Annotated in this window: 18 protein-coding genes; 2 read left to right on the forward strand and 16 right to left on the reverse strand. The window is 72.5% G+C overall.

Going from position 1 to position 18244, the window contains the following annotated elements; all coding sequences use genetic code 11:
* Positions 1-72 precede the first annotated feature (72 nt).
* From SMD20_RS08405 to SMD20_RS08435, 7 genes are all read right to left on the reverse strand, one after another.
* Positions 73-1227 (reverse strand): NADH:flavin oxidoreductase, encoded by a 1155-nt coding sequence (locus SMD20_RS08405; protein WP_329577235.1) that lies wholly within the window; start codon positions 1225-1227, stop codon positions 73-75.
* 61 nt (positions 1228-1288) lie between these two features.
* Entirely contained in the window at positions 1289-1750 is a 462-nt protein-coding gene (locus SMD20_RS08410) for a hypothetical protein (protein WP_329577238.1), read from the reverse strand.
* A gap of 284 nt (positions 1751-2034) precedes the next feature.
* Positions 2035-2820 (reverse strand): neutral zinc metallopeptidase, encoded by a 786-nt coding sequence (locus SMD20_RS08415; RefSeq protein WP_329577240.1) that lies wholly within the window; start codon positions 2818-2820, stop codon positions 2035-2037.
* Between the two features lie 71 nt (positions 2821-2891).
* Complete coding sequence (locus SMD20_RS08420) at positions 2892-3878, reverse strand: LLM class flavin-dependent oxidoreductase (protein WP_329577242.1); 987 nt, start codon at positions 3876-3878, stop codon at positions 2892-2894.
* A gap of 119 nt (positions 3879-3997) precedes the next feature.
* The gene (locus SMD20_RS08425; RefSeq protein WP_329577244.1) at positions 3998-5212 is read right to left on the reverse strand and encodes a L,D-transpeptidase; all 1215 of its coding nucleotides are present in this window, start codon (positions 5210-5212) and stop codon (positions 3998-4000) included.
* 148 nt (positions 5213-5360) lie between these two features.
* On the reverse strand, positions 5361-5960 hold the full coding sequence (locus tag SMD20_RS08430) for a dihydrofolate reductase family protein (protein ID WP_329577247.1): 600 nt from the start codon (positions 5958-5960) through the stop codon (positions 5361-5363).
* Positions 5957-6802 carry a metalloregulator ArsR/SmtB family transcription factor gene (locus SMD20_RS08435; protein ID WP_329577250.1) on the reverse strand — a complete coding sequence of 282 codons (846 nt, stop codon included), beginning with the start codon at positions 6800-6802 and terminating at the stop codon, positions 5957-5959. The genes SMD20_RS08430 and SMD20_RS08435 overlap by 4 nt, the downstream gene beginning before the upstream one ends.
* 88 nt (positions 6803-6890) lie before the next feature.
* Here SMD20_RS08435 and tsaA point away from each other — a divergent pair, with 88 nt between their 5' ends.
* Positions 6891-7292, forward strand: a complete 402-nt coding sequence (gene tsaA / locus SMD20_RS08440; RefSeq protein ID WP_329577253.1) for a tRNA (N6-threonylcarbamoyladenosine(37)-N6)-methyltransferase TrmO — start codon at positions 6891-6893, stop codon at positions 7290-7292.
* 106 nt (positions 7293-7398) lie between these two features.
* Here the strand turns inward: tsaA and SMD20_RS08445 are convergent, their stop codons facing one another.
* Both SMD20_RS08445 and SMD20_RS08450 read right to left on the reverse strand, forming a co-directional pair.
* Complete coding sequence (locus tag SMD20_RS08445) at positions 7399-9543, reverse strand: hypothetical protein (protein ID WP_329577256.1); 2145 nt, start codon at positions 9541-9543, stop codon at positions 7399-7401.
* A gap of 52 nt (positions 9544-9595) precedes the next feature.
* Positions 9596-9778, reverse strand: coding sequence for a hypothetical protein (locus SMD20_RS08450; protein ID WP_329577258.1), 183 nt, complete (start codon positions 9776-9778; stop codon positions 9596-9598).
* A 190-nt stretch (positions 9779-9968) separates the two neighbouring features.
* Between SMD20_RS08450 and SMD20_RS08455 the strand changes: the two genes are divergently transcribed.
* The gene (locus SMD20_RS08455; protein WP_329577260.1) at positions 9969-11195 is read left to right on the forward strand and encodes an MFS transporter; all 1227 of its coding nucleotides are present in this window, start codon (positions 9969-9971) and stop codon (positions 11193-11195) included.
* On the opposite strand, the gene hydA is transcribed toward SMD20_RS08455, so the two are convergent.
* From hydA to SMD20_RS08490, 7 genes are read right to left on the reverse strand one after another with little or no spacing between them, the layout of a single operon-like run.
* Positions 11170-12582, reverse strand: coding sequence for a dihydropyrimidinase (gene hydA, locus SMD20_RS08460; protein ID WP_329577263.1), 1413 nt, complete (start codon positions 12580-12582; stop codon positions 11170-11172). The two genes, SMD20_RS08455 and hydA, sit on opposite strands and share 26 nt — an antisense overlap.
* Positions 12579-12968, reverse strand: a complete 390-nt coding sequence (locus tag SMD20_RS08465) for an allophanate hydrolase-related protein (RefSeq protein WP_329577266.1) — start codon at positions 12966-12968, stop codon at positions 12579-12581. The genes hydA and SMD20_RS08465 overlap by 4 nt, the downstream gene beginning before the upstream one ends.
* Positions 12969-12980: 12 nt before the next feature.
* Positions 12981-13775, reverse strand: coding sequence for an ATP-binding cassette domain-containing protein (locus SMD20_RS08470; RefSeq protein WP_329577269.1), 795 nt, complete (start codon positions 13773-13775; stop codon positions 12981-12983).
* The gene (locus SMD20_RS08475; protein WP_329577272.1) at positions 13772-14632 is read right to left on the reverse strand and encodes an ABC transporter ATP-binding protein; all 861 of its coding nucleotides are present in this window, start codon (positions 14630-14632) and stop codon (positions 13772-13774) included. Before SMD20_RS08475 ends, SMD20_RS08470 begins: the two co-directional genes overlap by 4 nt.
* The gene (locus tag SMD20_RS08480) at positions 14629-15486 is read right to left on the reverse strand and encodes an ABC transporter permease (RefSeq protein ID WP_329577275.1); all 858 of its coding nucleotides are present in this window, start codon (positions 15484-15486) and stop codon (positions 14629-14631) included. The genes SMD20_RS08475 and SMD20_RS08480 overlap by 4 nt, the downstream gene beginning before the upstream one ends.
* Positions 15483-16547, reverse strand: coding sequence for an ABC transporter permease (locus SMD20_RS08485; RefSeq protein ID WP_329577278.1), 1065 nt, complete (start codon positions 16545-16547; stop codon positions 15483-15485). The genes SMD20_RS08480 and SMD20_RS08485 overlap by 4 nt, the downstream gene beginning before the upstream one ends.
* A 26-nt stretch (positions 16548-16573) precedes the next feature.
* Entirely contained in the window at positions 16574-18172 is a 1599-nt protein-coding gene (locus tag SMD20_RS08490; protein ID WP_329577281.1) for an ABC transporter substrate-binding protein, read from the reverse strand.
* Positions 18173-18244: the final 72 nt, after the last annotated feature.

The following is an 18244-nucleotide window of genomic DNA, read 5'->3' on the forward strand; positions in this document are numbered from 1 at the left end:
TCGCCGCCGGAGGCGGTGCCGCGCTTCGCGCGCGTGCCGGGGATCTGTTGACGAGGGTCCTGCTTGGCGGGTTCAGGCCAGGACGCAGCGGGTGCCGGTGTAGATCGTCGGCATGCACTTGTTGCAGTGGACGCACAGCGAGCGGGTCGCGGGATCGGTCCGCAGGCGGTTGACGAGGTCGGGTTCGCGCAGCAGGGCGCGGGCCATGGCGACGAACGCGAAGCCCTCGGCCATGGCCAGGTCCATGGTGGCGCGCTGGCTGATGCCGCCCAGCAGGATCAGGGGCGTCTTCAGGGCGGCGCGGAAGCGGCGGGCGGAGTCGAGCAGGTAGGCCTCCTGGTAGGGGTAGGCGCGGATGAACCGTTCGCCGGCGAGCTTGATGCCGAGGTGGGCGGGCTGTTTGAAGTTCGCGGCGAACTCGCGGATCGGGGCGTCGCCGCGGAAGAGGTACATGGGGTTGAGCAGGGAGCTGCCGGCGGTGAGTTCGAGGGCGTCGAGGGTGCCGTCGCGTTCGAGCCATTGGGCGACCTGGAGGCTTTCTTCGATGCCGAGGCCGCCGCGTACGCCGTCGTCCATGTTGAGCTTGGCCAGGATGGCGATGCGGTCGCCGACGGCGTCGCGGACGGCGCGGGCGGCGCCGAGGGCGACCTTGGCGCGGTTGGCCAGCGGGCCGCCGTACTCGTCGTCGCGTTTGTTGAGCCTGGGGGAGAGGAAGGAGCTGGCGAAGTAGTTGTGGCCGAGGTGGATCTCGACGGCGTCGAAGCCCGCCTCGGCGGCGAGCTTGGCGGCGGTGGCGTGGGCGGCGGTGATGCGTTCGATGTCGGCGGTGGTGGCGCGCCTGGTCATGGCGATGGCCTGCGGGTTGAATGCCGCGGACGGGGCGAGGGCGGGCAGGCGGTTGGACTTGCTGTTGGCGACGGGGCCGGCGTGGCCGATCTGGGCGGAGGCGGCGGCGCCTTCGGCGTGCACGGCGTCGGTGAGGCGGCGCAGGCCGGGCAGGGCGTCGGGGCGCATCCAGATCTGGCGGCGTTCGGTGCGGCCTTCGGGGGCGACGGCGCAGTAGGCGACGGTGGTCATGGCTGCTCCGCCGGCGGCGTGGGCGCGGTGGAAGGCGATGAGGTCGTCGCTGACCAGGGCGTTCCTGGTCATGCCTTCGAAGGTGGCGGCCTTGATGATGCGGTTGCGCAGGGTGAGCGGGCCGAGTTTGGCCTGGTCGAACACGTCCATGCGGGTCTCCGGGTGTCGGGGCCGCCTTCAGTCAAGCACTGACGGGGCTTTCCCTCGACCCCTACGGGGACGGCTTGTGGTGTCCTTCGAGGCGGCCGCCGAGCTGGGCGCGGAGGCCGGTCAGGAGGTCCGGGGCGGCGATGACGGTCCATCGGTCGCCGACGAGGTACGTCCCGCCGTACGGCTGGGCTTCGTCGAGCCAGGCGCGGGCGCCGTCCTGGGTGGCGAAGGTCAGGATGGTGTAGCGGCCCGCGGGGGTGTGGCAGATCACTTGGCGTAGTTCGGTGGCGTCGACCTGGACCTGCGGGTCGGCGCAGGCGGCGGCTCGCAGGAGCTGTTCCATGCCGGCGGCGGGGAGGGGTTCGTCGCCGGGAGGGGGCGGTTGCGGCGCGTGCCGGTGGGCGGTCGCGGCGTGGGCGGTCGTGGTGAGGGCCGGGTCGGGGGTGAGGAAGGTGGACACGGCCAGGCTCACGCCGATGAGGATCAGGCAGGACGCCGCGATGGACCGTACGCGTTGCAGCATGTGGCCAGATACGCAGGAGGCGGCGCCGCGGTTCAGTTCCCGCGCGGGTTTGTTATCGGCTGTGGCGGATCGCGGCGCGTACGGCGGTGTAGATGATGACCCACAGCACCACCGCGGGGATCAGGAACGTGAGGATGATCTCGGGAAGACCTAGGTTGACCATGGCAGGACCCTAGGGCGCCGCGGTTGAGAAGAACTTGACGATCAATGAACCGCCAGCTCGCGGGACGCGGCCCGGCCGGCGGGGAGTGCCGGCCGGGCGCGGTCAGGTGAAAGGGGGCGGGTCAGGTGGTGGAGCGGGCGGAGGCCGTCCAGGTGTTGCAGGCTCCGGGGGAGCCGTTGTTGTAGCCGCGGGTCATCCAGGCCGCCTGCGTAGGGCCGCGGCCGTGGTCGTTCTGCGGCCAGGTCTTGGCGCCGTTCTGGCGGAACCAGTTCACGGTGTAGTCCCATTCGGCGTCCGTGAACAGCGAGCCGCCCTGCTGGGTGGAGATGAAGGCGGCGGAGAAGCACTCGGCCTGCAGCTCGGACCGGCGGGAGAGCGCGAGGCGCTGGGCCTTGCCGGCCCTGGCCTGGGCCGCGGTGTAGTACGTCCAGATCTTGGAGATGTTCTGGACGTGGTGGCCGTACTCGTGGGCCATGAGCCGCGCGATCCCCAGCGGGAACGGCTGCCGCAGTTCGTTCTTGGTGATCAGCATGTACATGGTGCGGTCGGCGGAGCAGTAGAAGCCTGCGGCGCCGGTGGCCCAGCCGCCGCAGGCGGTGCCGACCTTCCTGGTGATGATGCGCAGCCGCGGCTTGGCGAAGGACATCCCCGCCTTGCGGAACTGCGTGCTCCACGCCCGGTTCAGGCAGTCGGTCACGCGGGTCAGGAAGCGCCGGTAGGCGTTCGTGCTTCCGGCGGGCAGGGAGCCGGGCGAGCAGTTGACGCGGGCCAGGCGGCCGGTCCTGTAGATCCGGTTGTTGGTGGCCAGCCCCTTGTTCATCGCCGCAGTGGTGGCTGCGGTGGTGGCCTGCTGGACCTGGGTCGCCGAGCTGGTGGAGGCGGTCGCGACGCCGGGGAAGGCGAACACCTGAGAGGTCGCGGCAACCGTAAGTGCCAGAGCGGCGTAAAGGTGACAGCTGACTGGAAGTTGCCGCCGCGTCAGGCGGTGAGCTGGGGAAGGACCTTCTCGCCGAACAGGCGGATCGCGCCGAGCACCTCGTCCTGGGGGAGCCCGCCGATGTCGATCAGCAGCAGGTGCGTGTCGAGGCCCAGCAGTTTCTGCTGGGCGTTGAGCCGGTCGGCGACCTCGCTGGGGTCGCCGCAGATCGCCGCCCCGGCCATCAGGTCGTCGAGGTCGATGGCCGCGCCGTCGCCGCGCCAGCGGCCGGCGAAGGAGGCATAGGCCCGCAGGTGGGGGCGCCAGCGTTCCCGGGCGTCGTGCTCGGCGACGAACACGTGGCTGGGCAGTCCGACGCGGCCGGGGGCGCGGCGCCGGTAGTGGGTGACCAGGTCCAGGTGAACGGCGGGGTCGCGTAGGGTGCTCGGCAGCATGAGCGGCAGGCCCAGCGTGGCGGCGAGGTCGGCCGAGGCCCGCGATCCGCTGCCGATCCACACCGTGGGGTGCGGCCGCTGCACGGGCCGCGGCGCGGTGGTGACGTTCTCCAGCGGGCCGCGGTACGTGCCGTGCCAGGTGACGTTCTCCTCGCGCAGCAGTTTCAGCAGCAGCCGCAGGTGTTCGTGGAAGCGCGGCCGTAACTCGTCGGGGGAGATGCCGAAGGCGGCGTCGGTCTCCCTGGAGACGCCGCGGGCCGCGATGAGCTCGGCCCGCCCGTCGGACAGCGCGTCGAGGGTGGCGAGCTCTTCGGCGACGCGTACGGGGTCGTGGTGGGCGAGCAGGGTGACGCCGGTGGACAGGCGCAGGGTGGTCGTCCGGGCCGCGATCGCGGCGAGCAGGAGCTGCGGCGCGGAGACGATGTAGCGGGTGAAGTGGTGTTCGCCGATGGCGATGCCGGTGAATCCGGCCTGCTCGGCGGCGACGGCCTGCTCGACCACGGCGCGCAGCCGCTCCCGTTCCGGTGGTGAGACGCCGGTGCGTGGATCCGGCAGGTGGTCCCCGAGAACCAGGAGATACACCGATACGGTCATGAAAGCCCCCGTCAGCGTGGGCGGTCGTCAGGCACCGGGACCGATCTGTGCGGATAGATCCCGGTGGGCCGCTGATTGTGACTATAAGAGCCGACGGGGCCGGTGCGCGGGCGTGGCGGTCAGGCGTCGCTCGGCCGGTGCGGGTCGGCCGTCGGAGCCGGTGTGGCCGGCGTCTGCGGGGTGTACAGGGCGCTGCCGGCCCGCCACTCCTCCCACGACTTGGTCCACGGCGTCGGCCCGTTGCCGAACTGGAGCTTGTGCTTGGTCCCGACGACCTTGATGATGTCGCCGCGCTGGGTGAAGTTGTAGAACCAGTGGGCGTGGGAGGTGCTGGCGTTGACGCAGCCGTGGCTGACGTTGCGGTGGCCCTGGTCGCCGACCGACCAGGGGGCGGCGTGGAAGAACATGCCGCTGTAGGTCATGCGGATGTTCCACTTGGTGCGCGTCCGGTACAGGCCGGGCAGGCCGATGGTGGCGGAGTCCATGATGATGTCGGGAGCCTTCTCCTGGGCGATCATGGTGCCGGACCAGCTCTCGAAGCCTGGTTTGCCGAGGCTGACGGGGATGGTCCTGACGACCTTGCCGTTCTTGCGCACGACGGCTTCGTGGGTGCCGTTGCGGATCTTGGTGATGTGCTCGGCGCCGACAGTGAAGGTCACCCGGCGGTCCTTGGTGCCCCACGTGCCGCGCCCGGCGCGCAGCCCGGCCAGGTGCGCGACCACCGTGACCTCCTCGCCGGACGGCCAGTACGACCGCGGCCGGTACTGCACCTCCCGGTCGCTCACCCAGCTCCAGGAGCCCTCGACGGGCTTGGACATCTCCACCGTCAGCGCGCGCTCGACCGCCGCGCGGTCCTCCCGCGCCGGCACCGGCTTCGACAGCGTGAGCTGGATCGGCATGCCGACGCCGACCCGCTCGCCGTCCATCGGCGACAGGCCGCCGTCCAGCACCCGCGCCGGCTTCAGGGTGGTGAACGTGACCCGCTCGGTGACCTGCCGGCCGTCGGTGCCGACGGCCCGCGCGCGCACGGTGTACGTGGTGGAGGGCTTGAGCGGCCACTGCGGCCGCCAGGTGCCGTCGGCGCCGGCGCTGCCGCTGATCTCGCGCCCGTCGGCGTCGGTGACGACCACCCCGGTGACCTGGCCGTCGGCGACCTTGACGGCGATGCCCGTGTCCGGGGGCACCTTCCGTGTGCCGTCGGCGGGCGTGATCAGCAGCCGGGCCGGGGCGCCCTGTGGCCGCGGCGGGGTGCCGGGCTCGCCCGGGGCGCACGCCGCGGTCAGGAGCAGCACCGCCGTGCAGGCGCTGAGAAGTAGGGTGCCGCCGGTCCGCATCGTGTGTGCCTCCAGTTCCCCACAAGTAGGCATAAGTCGGGCTACGTAGCCCATTAGTGATACGGATAGCGGCATTCCCACTACTGACAGTAATCATGCCGAGATGTCGCAAACGACCATTGATCACGCCATATCAGCGGACCTCCCCCTAGCGGATGCGGTCGTAGACCAGGGCGATCTCGCCCAGTTCGCCGCTCTGCTGATGGGTGAGCCTCCACCTGGAGGCCGGCAGGCCGTCGTCGAACAACCGCTGCCCGCCCCCGGCGATCTCGGGAACGATCAGGAGGTAGAGCCGGTCGAGCAGGCCGGCCGACAGGAGCGGCTTGATGACGCCGGCGCTGCTGTTGACGAGGATGTCGCCGCCGCCGGCGGCCTTCAGCTCGGTGACCACGTCGGCGGCGGGGGCGTTCACCACGCGGGTACGTTCCCACGGCGCCTCGGCCAGAGTGGTCGACAGGACCACCTTCTCCGTGCCGACCAGCCACTGGGCGTATCCGCGATCCCGCGGGTCGGCGTCGTCGTCCTCGGCGACCGAGGACCAGAAGCCCATGAACCCCTCGGCGTTGACCCGGCCGAGCAGCGCCGTCGTCGCGCTCTCCCAGATCCGGTCCATGTGGTCGCGCGCGACCTCGCTGGTCACGTAGGGGGCGAACGCCGCGAAGTCCCCCGGCCCGCCAGGGCCGTGGTAACGCCCGTCGAGGGTGAGGCTCAGGTTCGCGGTCACCCTGCGGCCGGTCGGCTCGGTCATGTCGTGCTCCTGGTGGTGTCGGGGGCGTGAAGGCCGGCGAGGATCGCGGCGAGCTTGTCGAGGCTCTGGCCGAAGCCGATCTCGATGCCCGCGACGAAGTCCGCGGACTCCACCGCGCTGTCGGTGATCCGGAAGTCGACGTCGAGCTCCGTCCCGGCGCCGGCGGGCCGCAGAGCGAGGTCGAGGTGGGCGGTGAAGGCGGGGGTGCCGCCGGGAAGCTCGGGGGAGAGCCGGTAGGCCAGGCGCTCGCCGGGCCGCACGTCGTCGACCACTCCCCGCGCCCGCCCCACGACCAGGTCGGAGCCGTCGGCGTCGTCTGCGTCGCGGTACTCGTGGACGATCCGGCCGCCCCGCCGCGCCTCGAAGACGAGCTCGGAGACGCGCAGGTCGTCCGGCGTCCACCAGCGGGCGAGCAGGCCGGCCTCGGTCAGGTGCCGCCAGACCTCCTCCGGGCTCCCGGCCAGCGACCGGTGGAAGGTGAACGAGCGGCCGTCGGCCCACCCCGGCTCCTTCGCGGCGAGCCGTTCCGCGTGGAGGTTGAGCCCGTAGCGGTCGTAGGTCTCGCGGGAGCCGCCGGCCTGGTCGGCGGTGTCGGCCAGCCGGGTGAGCGCGGCCGCCAGCTCCCGCAGCGGCCCGGCCCGCAGCGCGTACACGCGGCGCTGGCCGGAGCGCTGGGAGGTGACGAGGCCGGCGCGCTCAAGGCTCTGCAGGTGCTTGGTCGTCTGGGGCTGGCGGGCTCCGGCGAGCTGGGCGAGCACGCCGACGGGCCGGGGCCGCTCGGCCAGCAGCCCCACGAGCCGCCAGCGGGCCGGGTCGGCCAGTGCGGTGAGGATCGCGTCCATGCCGAGAAGCATTCACCACAGAGAATATTCGTGTCAACGAATAATTTGGGGGTGGCGCGCCGGGGACGATCTGCGATAGGGAGAGATCATGACGTACGAGATCCGGGCGATCGGCGCGGTCGAGTCGCCCCTGGCGGATCGCGCGAGCGCCCCGAAGCAGGGCCATGAGGGCGCGCCCGAAGCGTGGCTGGCGTTCGATCCGGCGATGGCGGAGGGGATCGGCGATCTCGCGGCCGGTGACGAGGTGTTCGTCCTCACCTGGCTGCACCTCGCCGACCGGACTGTGACGGTCGTGCGCCCGCGGGACGACCCGCGCAACCCGCTGACGGGGGTCTTCAGCACCCGCTCCGCCGACCGGCCCAACCCGATCGGGCTGCACCGGGTGCGGGTGCTCGCGGTCGACGGGCTCCGGGTGCGGGTGGCCGGTCTGGAGGCCGTGGACGGCACACCGGTCATCGACGTGAAACCGGTCATCGACGCGGCACGCTAGGCGCCGCGCCGAGGACCGAAGCAGAGGCGAGGAAAGCGGGAAGGCTGGAGCGCCTTTTCGAAGAAAGAGAAGGAAGCCCTCCCATGGCCTCGCGATCTTCACCCTATCAGGCGGGGATCAGCTCGTGCAGCGTCGCCGGCGTGTAGATCCGCGCCCCCTCCGGCGCGTCGGCGGGCGCCCCCAGCCCGAGGTACGTGGTGTGCTCGCCGGCCCCGCCCTTGCGGGCCAGCAGGCCGGCCAGGTGGCGCACCGTCAGGTACTCACGCTCGACGATCGAACGCACCAGCAGGCCCGTGCTCAGCCGGTTGCCCTCGACCTGGTTGAAGGCGGGGCTGCCCTTCAGGTACAGGTGCAGCCACTTGACCCGCCAGCCGCCGTCGCCGCCGCGCAGGAAGACCAGCGGCAGCGCGACGCGGCCCGCGCCGCGCAGGTCGGACTTCATCCGCACCGTACGCGGCTCGAACGGCAGGCCCTGCTGCGCGGCGTCCCTGGTCATGAACCCGAAGAACGCCTCGGCGGCCTGGTCGAAAGGCTCGCCGTCGTAGACGTTGACCTGGGGGATGATGACCGGGCGGGTGGCCCGGCCGAGGGCGATGTCGATGAACTCGCTCGCGCCGTGGGCGGCCGTGGTCAGGTCACCGGAGTAGGTGGCGAAGTCGTTGGTGTAGTTCGTCCACGAGATGTACTCGGGGTCGCCGTAGGCGTCGTCCAGCATGAGCGCCGACAGGTCGTAGTCGGTGCGCCGCGCGGCCTGGCGCCAGTGGACGAAGAAGCGCAGCAGCTCCCCCTCGACCGGCGCCAGCGAGCCGCGCGGCAGCATGCCGAGGCCGGGCGCGACCGCCTTGCCCGACAGCGGCAGCGCGACGTCGAGCATGGCGGGCTCGACGACGAGCCTGCCGAGGTCGGGCAGCCGCCGCGTGATCTCCTCGTCGAGGAGGTCGGCCGCCTGCGCCAGCACGTCCCCGGAGAGCGGGGGCCGGGTGTCGGCGCTCGTCCAGGCCCGGCCGTGCCGGTTGACGAAGACGCGCCCGGCGGCCGGGGCGAGCCGGTTGTGCAGGTGCTCGCGCAGCGACAGCAGCACCCGGCCGGACGCGGTCCGCGCCGCCGTCGCGGCCGCCGCCAGCACCCGCTCCGGCTCGGTGCCGGTGCGCAGCAGGTGGTCCAGCCGGCGCAGCAGCGCGCCGGGGGAACTCTCCAGCAGCTCGACCGCCTCATGAGCGCGCCCGGCCGCCAGCGCCGCCTCCACGCGGCTGCCGAGCCCGCGCGCCCGGCGCTCGCCGCGGGCGACGTCGAAGACGTGCGCCGCGCGCGGCAGGTGCGGGTACTCGTGCGGGTGCAGGCGTTCGCCGAGCCGTTTCCACTGCTCGCGCAGGCGGGGCACGTCGCCCAGGGCGGCGTCCGTGGCCACGGCGTCCAGGGCGGCCAGCAGGGCGCGGCGCTCGGCGCGGCGGAAGGAGCGGAACCGGGTGGCGGTGGCCAGCGTGACGTCGCCACCGGAGACGCCGCAGGCCAGGCGGAGCACGTCGGTCACGGTGTCCACGAGCAGCGGCAGGCCGGCGGCCAGGCGCGCCTCGTTGACGACGGCGCGGTTCTCCCGCACCGGGATGTGGCCGGGGGTCTCGCCGGCGCAGAGCTCGGGCAGGTGCTCGGCGCAGAACGCGGCCAGCTCGCGCAGCGCCTCCAGGTCCTCGGCCGGCAGCGGCACCTGCGAGCCCGCCAGGGAGAGGTACAGCTCACGCGCCTCCGACCGCAGGTCGCCGCCCAGGTCCAGCACGGTGACGCGGTCGCCGGCCAGCGGGATCAGCTCGGCGTGCGCGGCCAGCAGGTCGGCGTAGGTGTGCGGGTAGCGGCCGTAGTCGGGCAGGGTGAGCAGGTTCAGCGTCTCCGGCGTGACCGCCTGGTCGGAGGCGTCCGGGCCGAGCAGCGAGCGCCACATCAGGCCGGCCCAGAACTCGGCCGTGGCGGGGACGTTGCGCGGGAAGTCGATGAAGTAGGCGTTGTGGCGGACGTGATCGCCGACCAGGTGACGGACGGCGGCCAGGATCCGTACGCCGAGATCGATCACGTTCTCCACGCTCAGCCCCGACAGCCGCTCCAGCAACGGCGGCGAGCAGGTGAAGCCGACGCTCAGCAGCGCGGCGTCGAGCTGGCGGGCGGCCACCTCGCCCCGGCCCGGCCGGCCGCCGCCAGGGGCGGCGTCGAGGGGCACACGTAACCTGCGGGTGATGACGAGGCTTTCCAGGTTGTCCACCGGCGTACTTTATCGCCGGGGACCTGCCAGGCCGTGCCTCAGAAGCCGCGCCTCAGACCTTGCGGCTCTTCCTGGGGCCGTCCAGCCCCCAGGAGATGATCCGGTGCGGGCTGATCCGGATGATCTGCCGGGCCAGGCCGGGCACCGGCGGCTCGTGGTCGCTCAGGGCCACCGCCGAGCCGCGGATCTCGACGCCGCGCGGCGTCCGAGGGTCGAGCGAGGCCAGGTCGTCCACGACGAACGCGACCGTGCTGCCCTGCTGGATGTTGCGGAACTTCTTCGTCGTGCCCAGCGCGCCGCCGCCCGGGTGAAGATCATGGAGGAATCCTATGGTCAGGCGGGCCTGCCCATCGGCCGGCCGCGGAGCGGGGCGACGCGAAAACCCGTTGCCGGTGCATGGTCCGCGATCGTATGGTGGTGCGCTCGTGATCACAGTGGTGGAGCGAGTCCTGCCCGCGCGGCTGGGGACAGGATTTCGATGGTTGCTGGCCTCGAGCTGGCTGACGAATCTCGGTGACGGGGTCGCCGCCGCGGCGGGCCCCCTGCTGATCGCGACGCTGACCCGCGACCCGCTGATGATCTCGCTGTCGGCGCTGGTGGCGTGGGCGCCGCCGCTGGTGTTCAGCCTGTACGCGGGCGTGCTGTCGGACCGCTACGACCGGCGCGTGATCGTGCTCGTCGCCAACGCGGCACGGGCCGTGGTGCTGGCGGCGCTCGTCGTGCTCATGATGACCGGCGCCCTGACCGTGGCGACGGCGCTGATCGCGCTCACGCTGCGGTCGGTCGCCGAGGTCTTCGCCGACAACGCGACCGCGACGCTGACCCCGATGCTGGTCGAGCGGGACGACCTCGTCATCGCCAACGCCCGCCTCGGCACCGGGTTCATCACGCTCAACCAGCTCGCCGGGCCGCCGGTCGGCGCGGCGCTGTTCGGGCTGGGCCTGGCCTGGCCGTTCGCCGGGCAGCTGCTGCTGGTGGCGGCGGGGATCGTCCTGGTCTCCCGGGTCACGCTGCCGCCCCGCGAGCGGCAGGCCGCGGCCGGCGGGCCGAACACCTTACGGGAGCTGGTGGAGGGGTTCCGCTGGACCGTGCGGCACGCGGCCGTCCGCACGCTGGCGCTCACCATCCTGATCTTCAACTTCACGTTCGGCGCGGCCTGGTCGGTCCTCGTCCTCTACACCCAGGAGCAGCTCGGCCTCGGCGCCGTCGGCTTCGGGCTGATGACCACCATCGGCGGGATCGGCGGCCTGCTCGGCACCGGCCTGTACGGCGCCATCACCCGCAGGGTCAGCCTCGGCGCGCTGATGCGGATCGGGCTCATCATCGAGACGTTCACCCATCTGGGCCTGGCCCTGACCCATTCGCCGTGGGTCGCCGGAGGCATCTTCCTGGCCTTCGGCGCCCACGCCTTCATCTGGGGCACCACCTCGGTCACCGTGCGCCAGCGCGCGGTCCCGCGCGAGCTGCAGGGCCGGGTGGGCAGCGTCAACACCGTCTCCACCTACGCCGGGCTCGTGGTCGGCTCGCTGATCGGCGGTGTCCTCGCCACCCGGTTCGGCGTCGCGGCGCCCTTCTGGTTCGCCTTCGCCGGGTCGGCGGTGTTCGTGGTCCTGCTGTGGCGGCAGCTCATGCACATCGCCCACGAGGACTGATCGGGCCGGCGCGCAGGTGCCGGCCGCGCGGCTCGGGGTCGGTGAGCACGCCGTCGTGGACCACCACCCGGCCGCCGACCAGCACCGTACGCGGCCGTCCCGTCACCGCCCTGCCCTCGTACGGCGTGTAGTCCGTCGCCATGTGGAGCGCGCCGGAGGTGATCGTCCAGCGGGCGGCGGGGTCCCAGACGGCGACGTCGGCGTCGGCGCCCGGCATGAGGGTGCCCTTGCGCGGATACAGGCCGTTGGCGCGCGCCGGGTTGGCGGCGGCCAGCTCGACGAACCGGGTGACGGGCAGGGCGCCGCCCGCCACGAACTCCGAGAAGACGACCGGCAGCCGGGTCTCGACGCCGGGCAGGCCGTTCGGCATGGCGCGCACGTCGGTGCGGCGCGACTGTTTCTGCGCCACGTCGTAGCAGCAGTGGTCGCTGCCGATCGTGCTGATCTCGCCGGTGGCCAGGTGGCGGGCGAGCCCGTTCACGACCGGGCGCGGGCGCAGCGGCGGGCAGCACACGAACCGCTCGGGGTCGGGCCCGGCGTAGAGGCCGTCGTCCAGCACCAGGTGGTGGGCGACGGACTCGGTCCAGGCCGCCAGGCCGCGCCGGCGGGCCGCGGCGACCAGCTCGACGGCCTCGGGCGTGGACTGGTGGACGAAGTAGACCGGCGCCTGCAGCGACTCGGCGATGGCCAGCACCTCGGCGACCGACGCGGTCTCGGCCAGCTCGGGCCGGGTGGCCGCCATGTGCTCGGCGCCGATCCTGCCGTCGTGGGAGCAGCGCGTCTGGGTGTCCTCGATGATGTGGTTGGCCTCGCAGTGGATCACCACCATGCCGCCCAGGTCGCGCAGCGTGGACATGGTCCGCAGGATGGTGTCCTCGTCGGCCATCGTCTCGCCGCGGTAGGTGGTGAACATCTTCACCGTCGGCATGCCGTCGGCGACCAGCGAGCGCAGCTGCTCGGGCACCGTGTCGTCCCATTCGACGACGCAGGCGTGCAGGGCGCTGTCGCACAGGCCGCCCACGGCCTTGGCGCGCTGGGCGTGGGCGGCGTCGGCGGGTGACTGGCCGGGGCGCGGGATGGCGAAGTCCACGATGGTGGTGGTGCCGCCGAAGACGGCCGCCGTCGTGCACTGGCGGTAGTCGTCGAGCGAGGTGAACGCGCCCGAGGTGAAGCCGACATGGCAGTGCGGGTCGACGCCGCCGGGCAGCACCAGCATGCCGGCGGCGTCGATCTCGGCCGTGCCGGGCGGCGCGGGCGTGCCGGGCTCGGCCAGCGCCGTGACCTTCCCGCCGGCGATGAACACGTCCGCCGGGGCGCTCCAGGCCGCCTCCGCGACCGTGCCGCCGCGGATCACCACCGGCTCGGGCCCGCTCGTCGGCCCGCTCATCGGCCCGCTCCGGCCAGGTGCGCCCGCCAGCCGCCGGCCTCGCTGATGTCGGTGACGCCCGGCGCCCGCAGCGCCTCGGCGCGCATCCGCATCGACAGCGAGCCGCTGCCGTCGGCCAGCTCGATGACGCCCAGCTCCAGCTCGGGCGGCTCGCCCGGCAGCAGGTGCTCGCGCAGGATCTCGTAGGTGACCTCGTACAGCTCGCCGGGCACCGCGTGGCCGCCCGCGCCGACGGGGTGGAGGCCGGGGAACTCGTCGCGTACGGAGTAGAACCGGTAGAGGGGCGCGGTCGTCGCCGGGCCGAGGAACCGCGCACCGGCCAGCGCGGTGTTCAGGCTGCCGCCTGACATGGCCTGGCCGTTGACGAACATGCGCAGATTCTCCATGGGGTGCTCCTTCTAGATGCCGGAGGGACGCTGCCGGGCGAGCGCCGGGTCGGGGACGGGCACGGCGTCGAGCAGCGAGCGGGTGTAGGGGTGCGCGGCGTCGCCGTAGATCTGCTCGCGGGTGCCGATCTCGGCCAGCCCGCCGTCGAGCATGACGGCGACCCGGTCGCACAGGTAGTAGACGACCGCCAGGTCGTGGGCGATGAACAGGATCGACAGGCCCAGCCGTTCGCGCAGGTCGCGCAGCAGGTTCAGCACCTGGGCCTGGACCGAGACGTCCAGCGAGGAGACCGGCTCGTCGCAGATGAGCAGCCGCGGCTCCACCGCGAGCGCGCGGGCGATGGAGATGCGCTGGCGCTGCCCGCCGGAGAACGAGCGCGGGTGGCGGTCCAGGTGCTCGGCCGTCATGCCGACCGTCTCCAGCAGCTCGGCGGCCCGCTCGCGGCGGCGCCGCCGGTCCGGCTCCAGCCCGTGCACGAGCAGCGGCTCGCCGATGAGCTCGGCCACGGTCATGCGCGGGTTCAGCGACGAGTACGGGTCCTGGAAGACCATCTGCATGTCGGCGCGCAACGCCCGCAGCTCGCGCCGCCCGGCGGCCAGCACGTCCCGGCCGCCGAGCAGGATCCGGCCGCTGTCGGGCCGGGTGAGGCGGGTGACGCAGCGCGCGGTGGTGGACTTGCCGGAACCGGACTCCCCGACCAGGCCGAGCACCTCGCCCGGCGCCACGTCGAAGGAGACGCCGTCCAGGACGCGCCGCCCGCCGAAGGTCTTGACCAGGTCGCGGACCTGGAGCAGCGGCTCGCTCACGATCCCTCCTCCTCGTTGCCGGGGGCGCCGATGACGGCGAGCGGCCGGGTGACGTCGCCGCCGATGCGGGGGACGGCGGCCAGCAGCGCCTTGGTGTACGGGTCGCGGGGCGCGGTGTAGATCTGCTCGACGGTGCCGGTCTCGACCGGCCGGCCGTGGCGCATCACCACCGCCCGCTGGGCGAACCCGGCGACGATGCCCAGGTCGTGGGTGATGAGCAGGATGGACATGCCGCGCTCGTCGGCCAGTTCGCGCAGCAGCTCCAGCACCCGGGCCTGGACGCGGACGTCCAGGGCGGTGGTGGGCTCGTCGGCGATGAGCAGCGCGGGTTCGGCGATGACCGCGATGGCGATCACGACGCGCTGCCGCATGCCGCCGGAGAACTGGTGCGGGTAGTCGTCGGCGCGGTGCTCGGCGTCGCGCACGCCCAGCCGTTCCAGCAGGTCGATCGCGCGGCGGCGGGCGACCTTCCTGGGCACGCCGCGGATGACGAGCGGCTGCATGACCTGGCGGCCGATCGTCATGACGGGGTTGAGCGAGGCCAGCGGGTCCTGGAAGACCAGGCCGACGCGGCCGCCGCGGATCTCGCGCATTCTGCGTGGCGGCAGCTCCAGCAGGTCGACGCCCTCCAGCTCGATCCGGCCGGACAGGCGCGCGTCGGGGTCCAGGCGGAGCACGGCGCGCGCCGTGACGGACTTGCCGGACCCGGACTCGCCGACCAGGGCGACCCGCTCGCCGGGGGCGAGGTCGAGGTCCACGCCGTGGACGACCTGCGCGGGACCCGCCGGCGACAGGTAGGACACCCGCAGGTCGCGGACGCGCAGCAGGGGTCCGGTGCTCAGGGGTGCGGTGCTCATCGTGCCTCCCGGCGGATCGTCGGGTCGTTGCGCACCCGCAGCCAGTCGCCCACCAGGTTGAAGGCCAGGGCGGTCAGCAGCAGGGCCAGGCCGGGGAAGGCCACGGCCCACCAGGCGTTGGTGAGGTTGTTGGCCTCGCCGGCGATCATCGCGCCCCACTCGGCGGAGGGCACCTGGGCGCCCACGCCGATGAAGGACAGGCCGGAGATCACCAGCATCACCGCGCCGACGTCCACGGTCGTCTGCACGTAGAGGGTGTTGAGCGCGTTGGGCAGGATGTGCCGGAAGATCAGCCGGCCCTGGGGGACGCCCAGGACGCGGGCCGCGTCGACGTACTCGGCGTCCTTGACCTCGCGCACCAGCGTGCGGGCCAGGCGGGCGTAGCCGGGCCACCAGGTCACCGACAGGGCGATGACGGCGGAGGACAGGCCGGGACCGAGCGCGGCGGACAGGCCGAGGGCCAGGATGATCGCCGGCAGCGACAGGCCGATGTCGGTGATCCGCATCAGCACCTCGTCGACGACCTTGCCGCCGAGCGCGGCGACGGTGCCGATCAGCACGCCGATCACGGTGGAGGCGGCGATGACGACCAGCGTGGCGGGCAGGGTGACCCGCGCGCCGTACAGGACCCGGCTCAGCACGTCCCGGCCGTTGGCGTCGGTGCCGAACCAGTGCTCGGCCGAGGGCGGCAGCAGCGCGTCGGTCAGGTTCACCGCGTACGGGTCGTGCGGCGCGACGAGCGGCCCCGCGGCCGCCATCGCGACCACGACGACGACCACCGCCAGGGCGACGCCCTCCACGAAGGGCACCCGGTGCCGGATCCGCGCGGTCACCGCAGCTGTGGCGGCGCTCATGCGGGCACCTCCGTCCTTGCCGCCTCGGCGGTGGCGGCCGTGCGGCGGGCGCGGCCGCCGGCATGGCGCAGCCGCGGGTTGAGCCAGAGCTGGACGAGGTCGACGGCGATGTTCGCCAGCACGAAGACCACTCCGATCACGAGAACGGTGCCGATCACGGCGTACAGGTCGTTCTGCAGGACCGCGGTCACCGCGTAGGCGCCGATGCCGGTCCTGCCGAAGACGGACTCGACCAGGACGGTGGAGCCGAGCATCCAGCCGAGCTGCATGCCGAGGATGGTGCTGGCCGGCACCAGCGCGTTGCGCAGCCCGTGCAGCACCACCACGCGCAGCTCCGACGCGCCGGTGGCGCGGGCGAGCTGGATGTAGTCGGAGCTGAGCGCGGTGAGCATCGAGGAGCGCACCGTCCTCGCCACCACCGCCACGAACGACGCGGCGAGCGTGATCGCCGGCAGCACCAGGTGCGCGACGGCGTCGCCGAAGGCCGCCAGGTCGCCGCCGAGCAGCGCGTCCACCGACGTCATGCCCGTGATGGCGGGCACCTGCCGGCCGAAGGACAGCTGCCCGGTGAGGGGCAGCACCCTGAGCTGGGCGGCGAACAGGAGCTGGAGCATCAGGCCGAGCCAGAAGACCGGCATGGCCGCGCCCAGCAGGGTGATCAGCCGGGCGGCGGCGTCCGCCGCCCGGCCGTTGCGCCAGGCGGCGTAGGTGCCCAGGGGCACCGCCACCACGATGTTGATCACCATGGCGGCGAGGACCAGCTCCACCGAGGAGGGCAGCATGGCCGCGACATCCTCCAGCACCGGCCGCTGGGTGAACACCGACGTCCCGAGATCCCCCTGGAACAGCCGCCCCATGTAGGCCAGGAACTGGTCCCACAACGGCCGGTCCAGGCCCAGCCGGGCGGCGACGGCGGCGACCTGCTCGGCCGTCGCGTTGCGCCCGGCGGCCGCACGGGCGGGGTCGCCGGGCAGCACCTGGGTCATCAGGAACGTGACGACGGCAAGGCCGAGCAGCACGACGACGCTCGTGACGAGCCGCCGGAGCAGCAGACGGGCCATGCGGAGTCCCTCCTCGTGCCGGTGGGTCAGCCGACCTGGACCTTGTAGACGTCCACGGTCTGGTGGTGGGCCGGCTGGTAGGTGTAGCCGGTCAGGCCCTTGCGCAGGACCGTCACGTACTGCGCGTTGGCCAGGTTGATGGCGTAGTGGTCGGCGGCGATGAGCTGCTGGGCCTTGCCGTAGGCGGCGCACCGCTCGCTGTCGCCGGTGGCGCGCTGGCCCTGCTCGACGAGCTTGTCGACCTCGGGGTTGTCGTAGCCGCCGCTGTTCTGGCCGTTGTTGATGAAGGTGGAGTGGAACTGCACGTACAGCACCGCGTCCGGGTCCGGGTAGGCCGGGAAGCCGTAGATCATGCCGAGGTCGGGCGTGGTCTCGTTGGTCTTCATGCGGTCCACGTACTGCGGGTAGGTGATGGCCTCGAGGTTCAGCGTGACGCCGATCTCGGCCAGGTTGGACTGCAGCAGCGTGGCCGCCTGCTCCATCTCGGCGGTGGCCTTCAGGTACGTCATGGTGAGCTTGACACCGCTCAGCCCGGCGTCGGCGAGGATCTGCTTGGCCTTGGCCACGTCGCGGGCGGGCTGCGGGGTGGAGGAGTCGAAGCAGGTCATGCCGCTCGGCAGCACGCCGACGGCCTTCTTGCCGGCGCCCTTGAGGATGGCGCTGACGTGCTGGTCGTAGTCGTAGGCGTAGCTGATGGCCTCACGCAGCTTCGGGTTCGACAGCGGCGAGTCCTTCATCTTGGAGAACACGTAGAGCTGCACGTTGGTGTCGGCCTTGTCGACGGTGAACCCGGAGCTCTCCATGCCCGCCCAGTCGGTGGGCGCGATGTCCATGGCGATGTCGATGTCGCCCGAGGTCAGCGCCGTCTTCTGGGTGGCGGCCTGCGGCAGGTAGCGGAACACCACGTCCTTGGCCTGGTTGGTGAAGCCGCCCCAGTAGCCGTCGTGGCGGGTGAAGCGGGCCTCCTGGTTCGCGGTGTAGCCGGTCAGCTTGTACGGCCCCGACCCGGCGTCGTTGGAGGCGAGCCACTTCTGGCCGTCGTCGCCGCCCGCGTTGGCGGTGACGAGCTTGGAGTTGAGCAGGTAGACGCGGGTGAGGGCGGAGGCGAACGGCGCGTACGGCTGCTTGAGCCTGATCGTGGCGTGGGTGTCGTCCACGACCTCGGTGGAGTCGTACGCCTTGACCAGGGACGCGACGCCGATGCCGAGCCGGGCGATGCGGTCCAGGGTGTACTTCACGTCGGCGGCGGTCAGCTTGGCGCCGTCGTGGAAGGTGACGTCGTCGCGGAGGGTGACGTCGAGCGCGGTGCCGTCGTCGTTGAACTTCCACGCGGTGGCGACCGACGGCGACAGCTCGCTGCCCTCGTAGCGCAGCAGCGTGTCGTAGGCGGGCACGGCCACCTCGTCCACGGTGGAGTTGTCCGCCTGGACGGGGTCGAAGGTCGCCGGCGGCTCGTTCTCGGCGATGATCAGCGTCTGCTTGCGGGCGTCCGTGCCGCCGCCGGCGGCGGACCCGCCGCCTCCGCACGCCGTGAGGGCGAGGGAGGCGGCCACGGCTGCCGCGACCAGGCGCAAGGGACGGACCCGGCGGGACCGGCCCGCCGTCGGGGGGATGGGGTGGGACATGGATCTTCTACCCTTCATGAGTACGCCGTCGCGGCGGCTAGCCGTGCCCAGATGGTGGGCCCGGCGGTGGGC

This window comes from Nonomuraea sp. LP-02 (assembly GCF_036289125.1).
Lineage (GTDB): Bacteria > Actinomycetota > Actinomycetes > Streptosporangiales > Streptosporangiaceae > Nonomuraea > Nonomuraea bangladeshensis.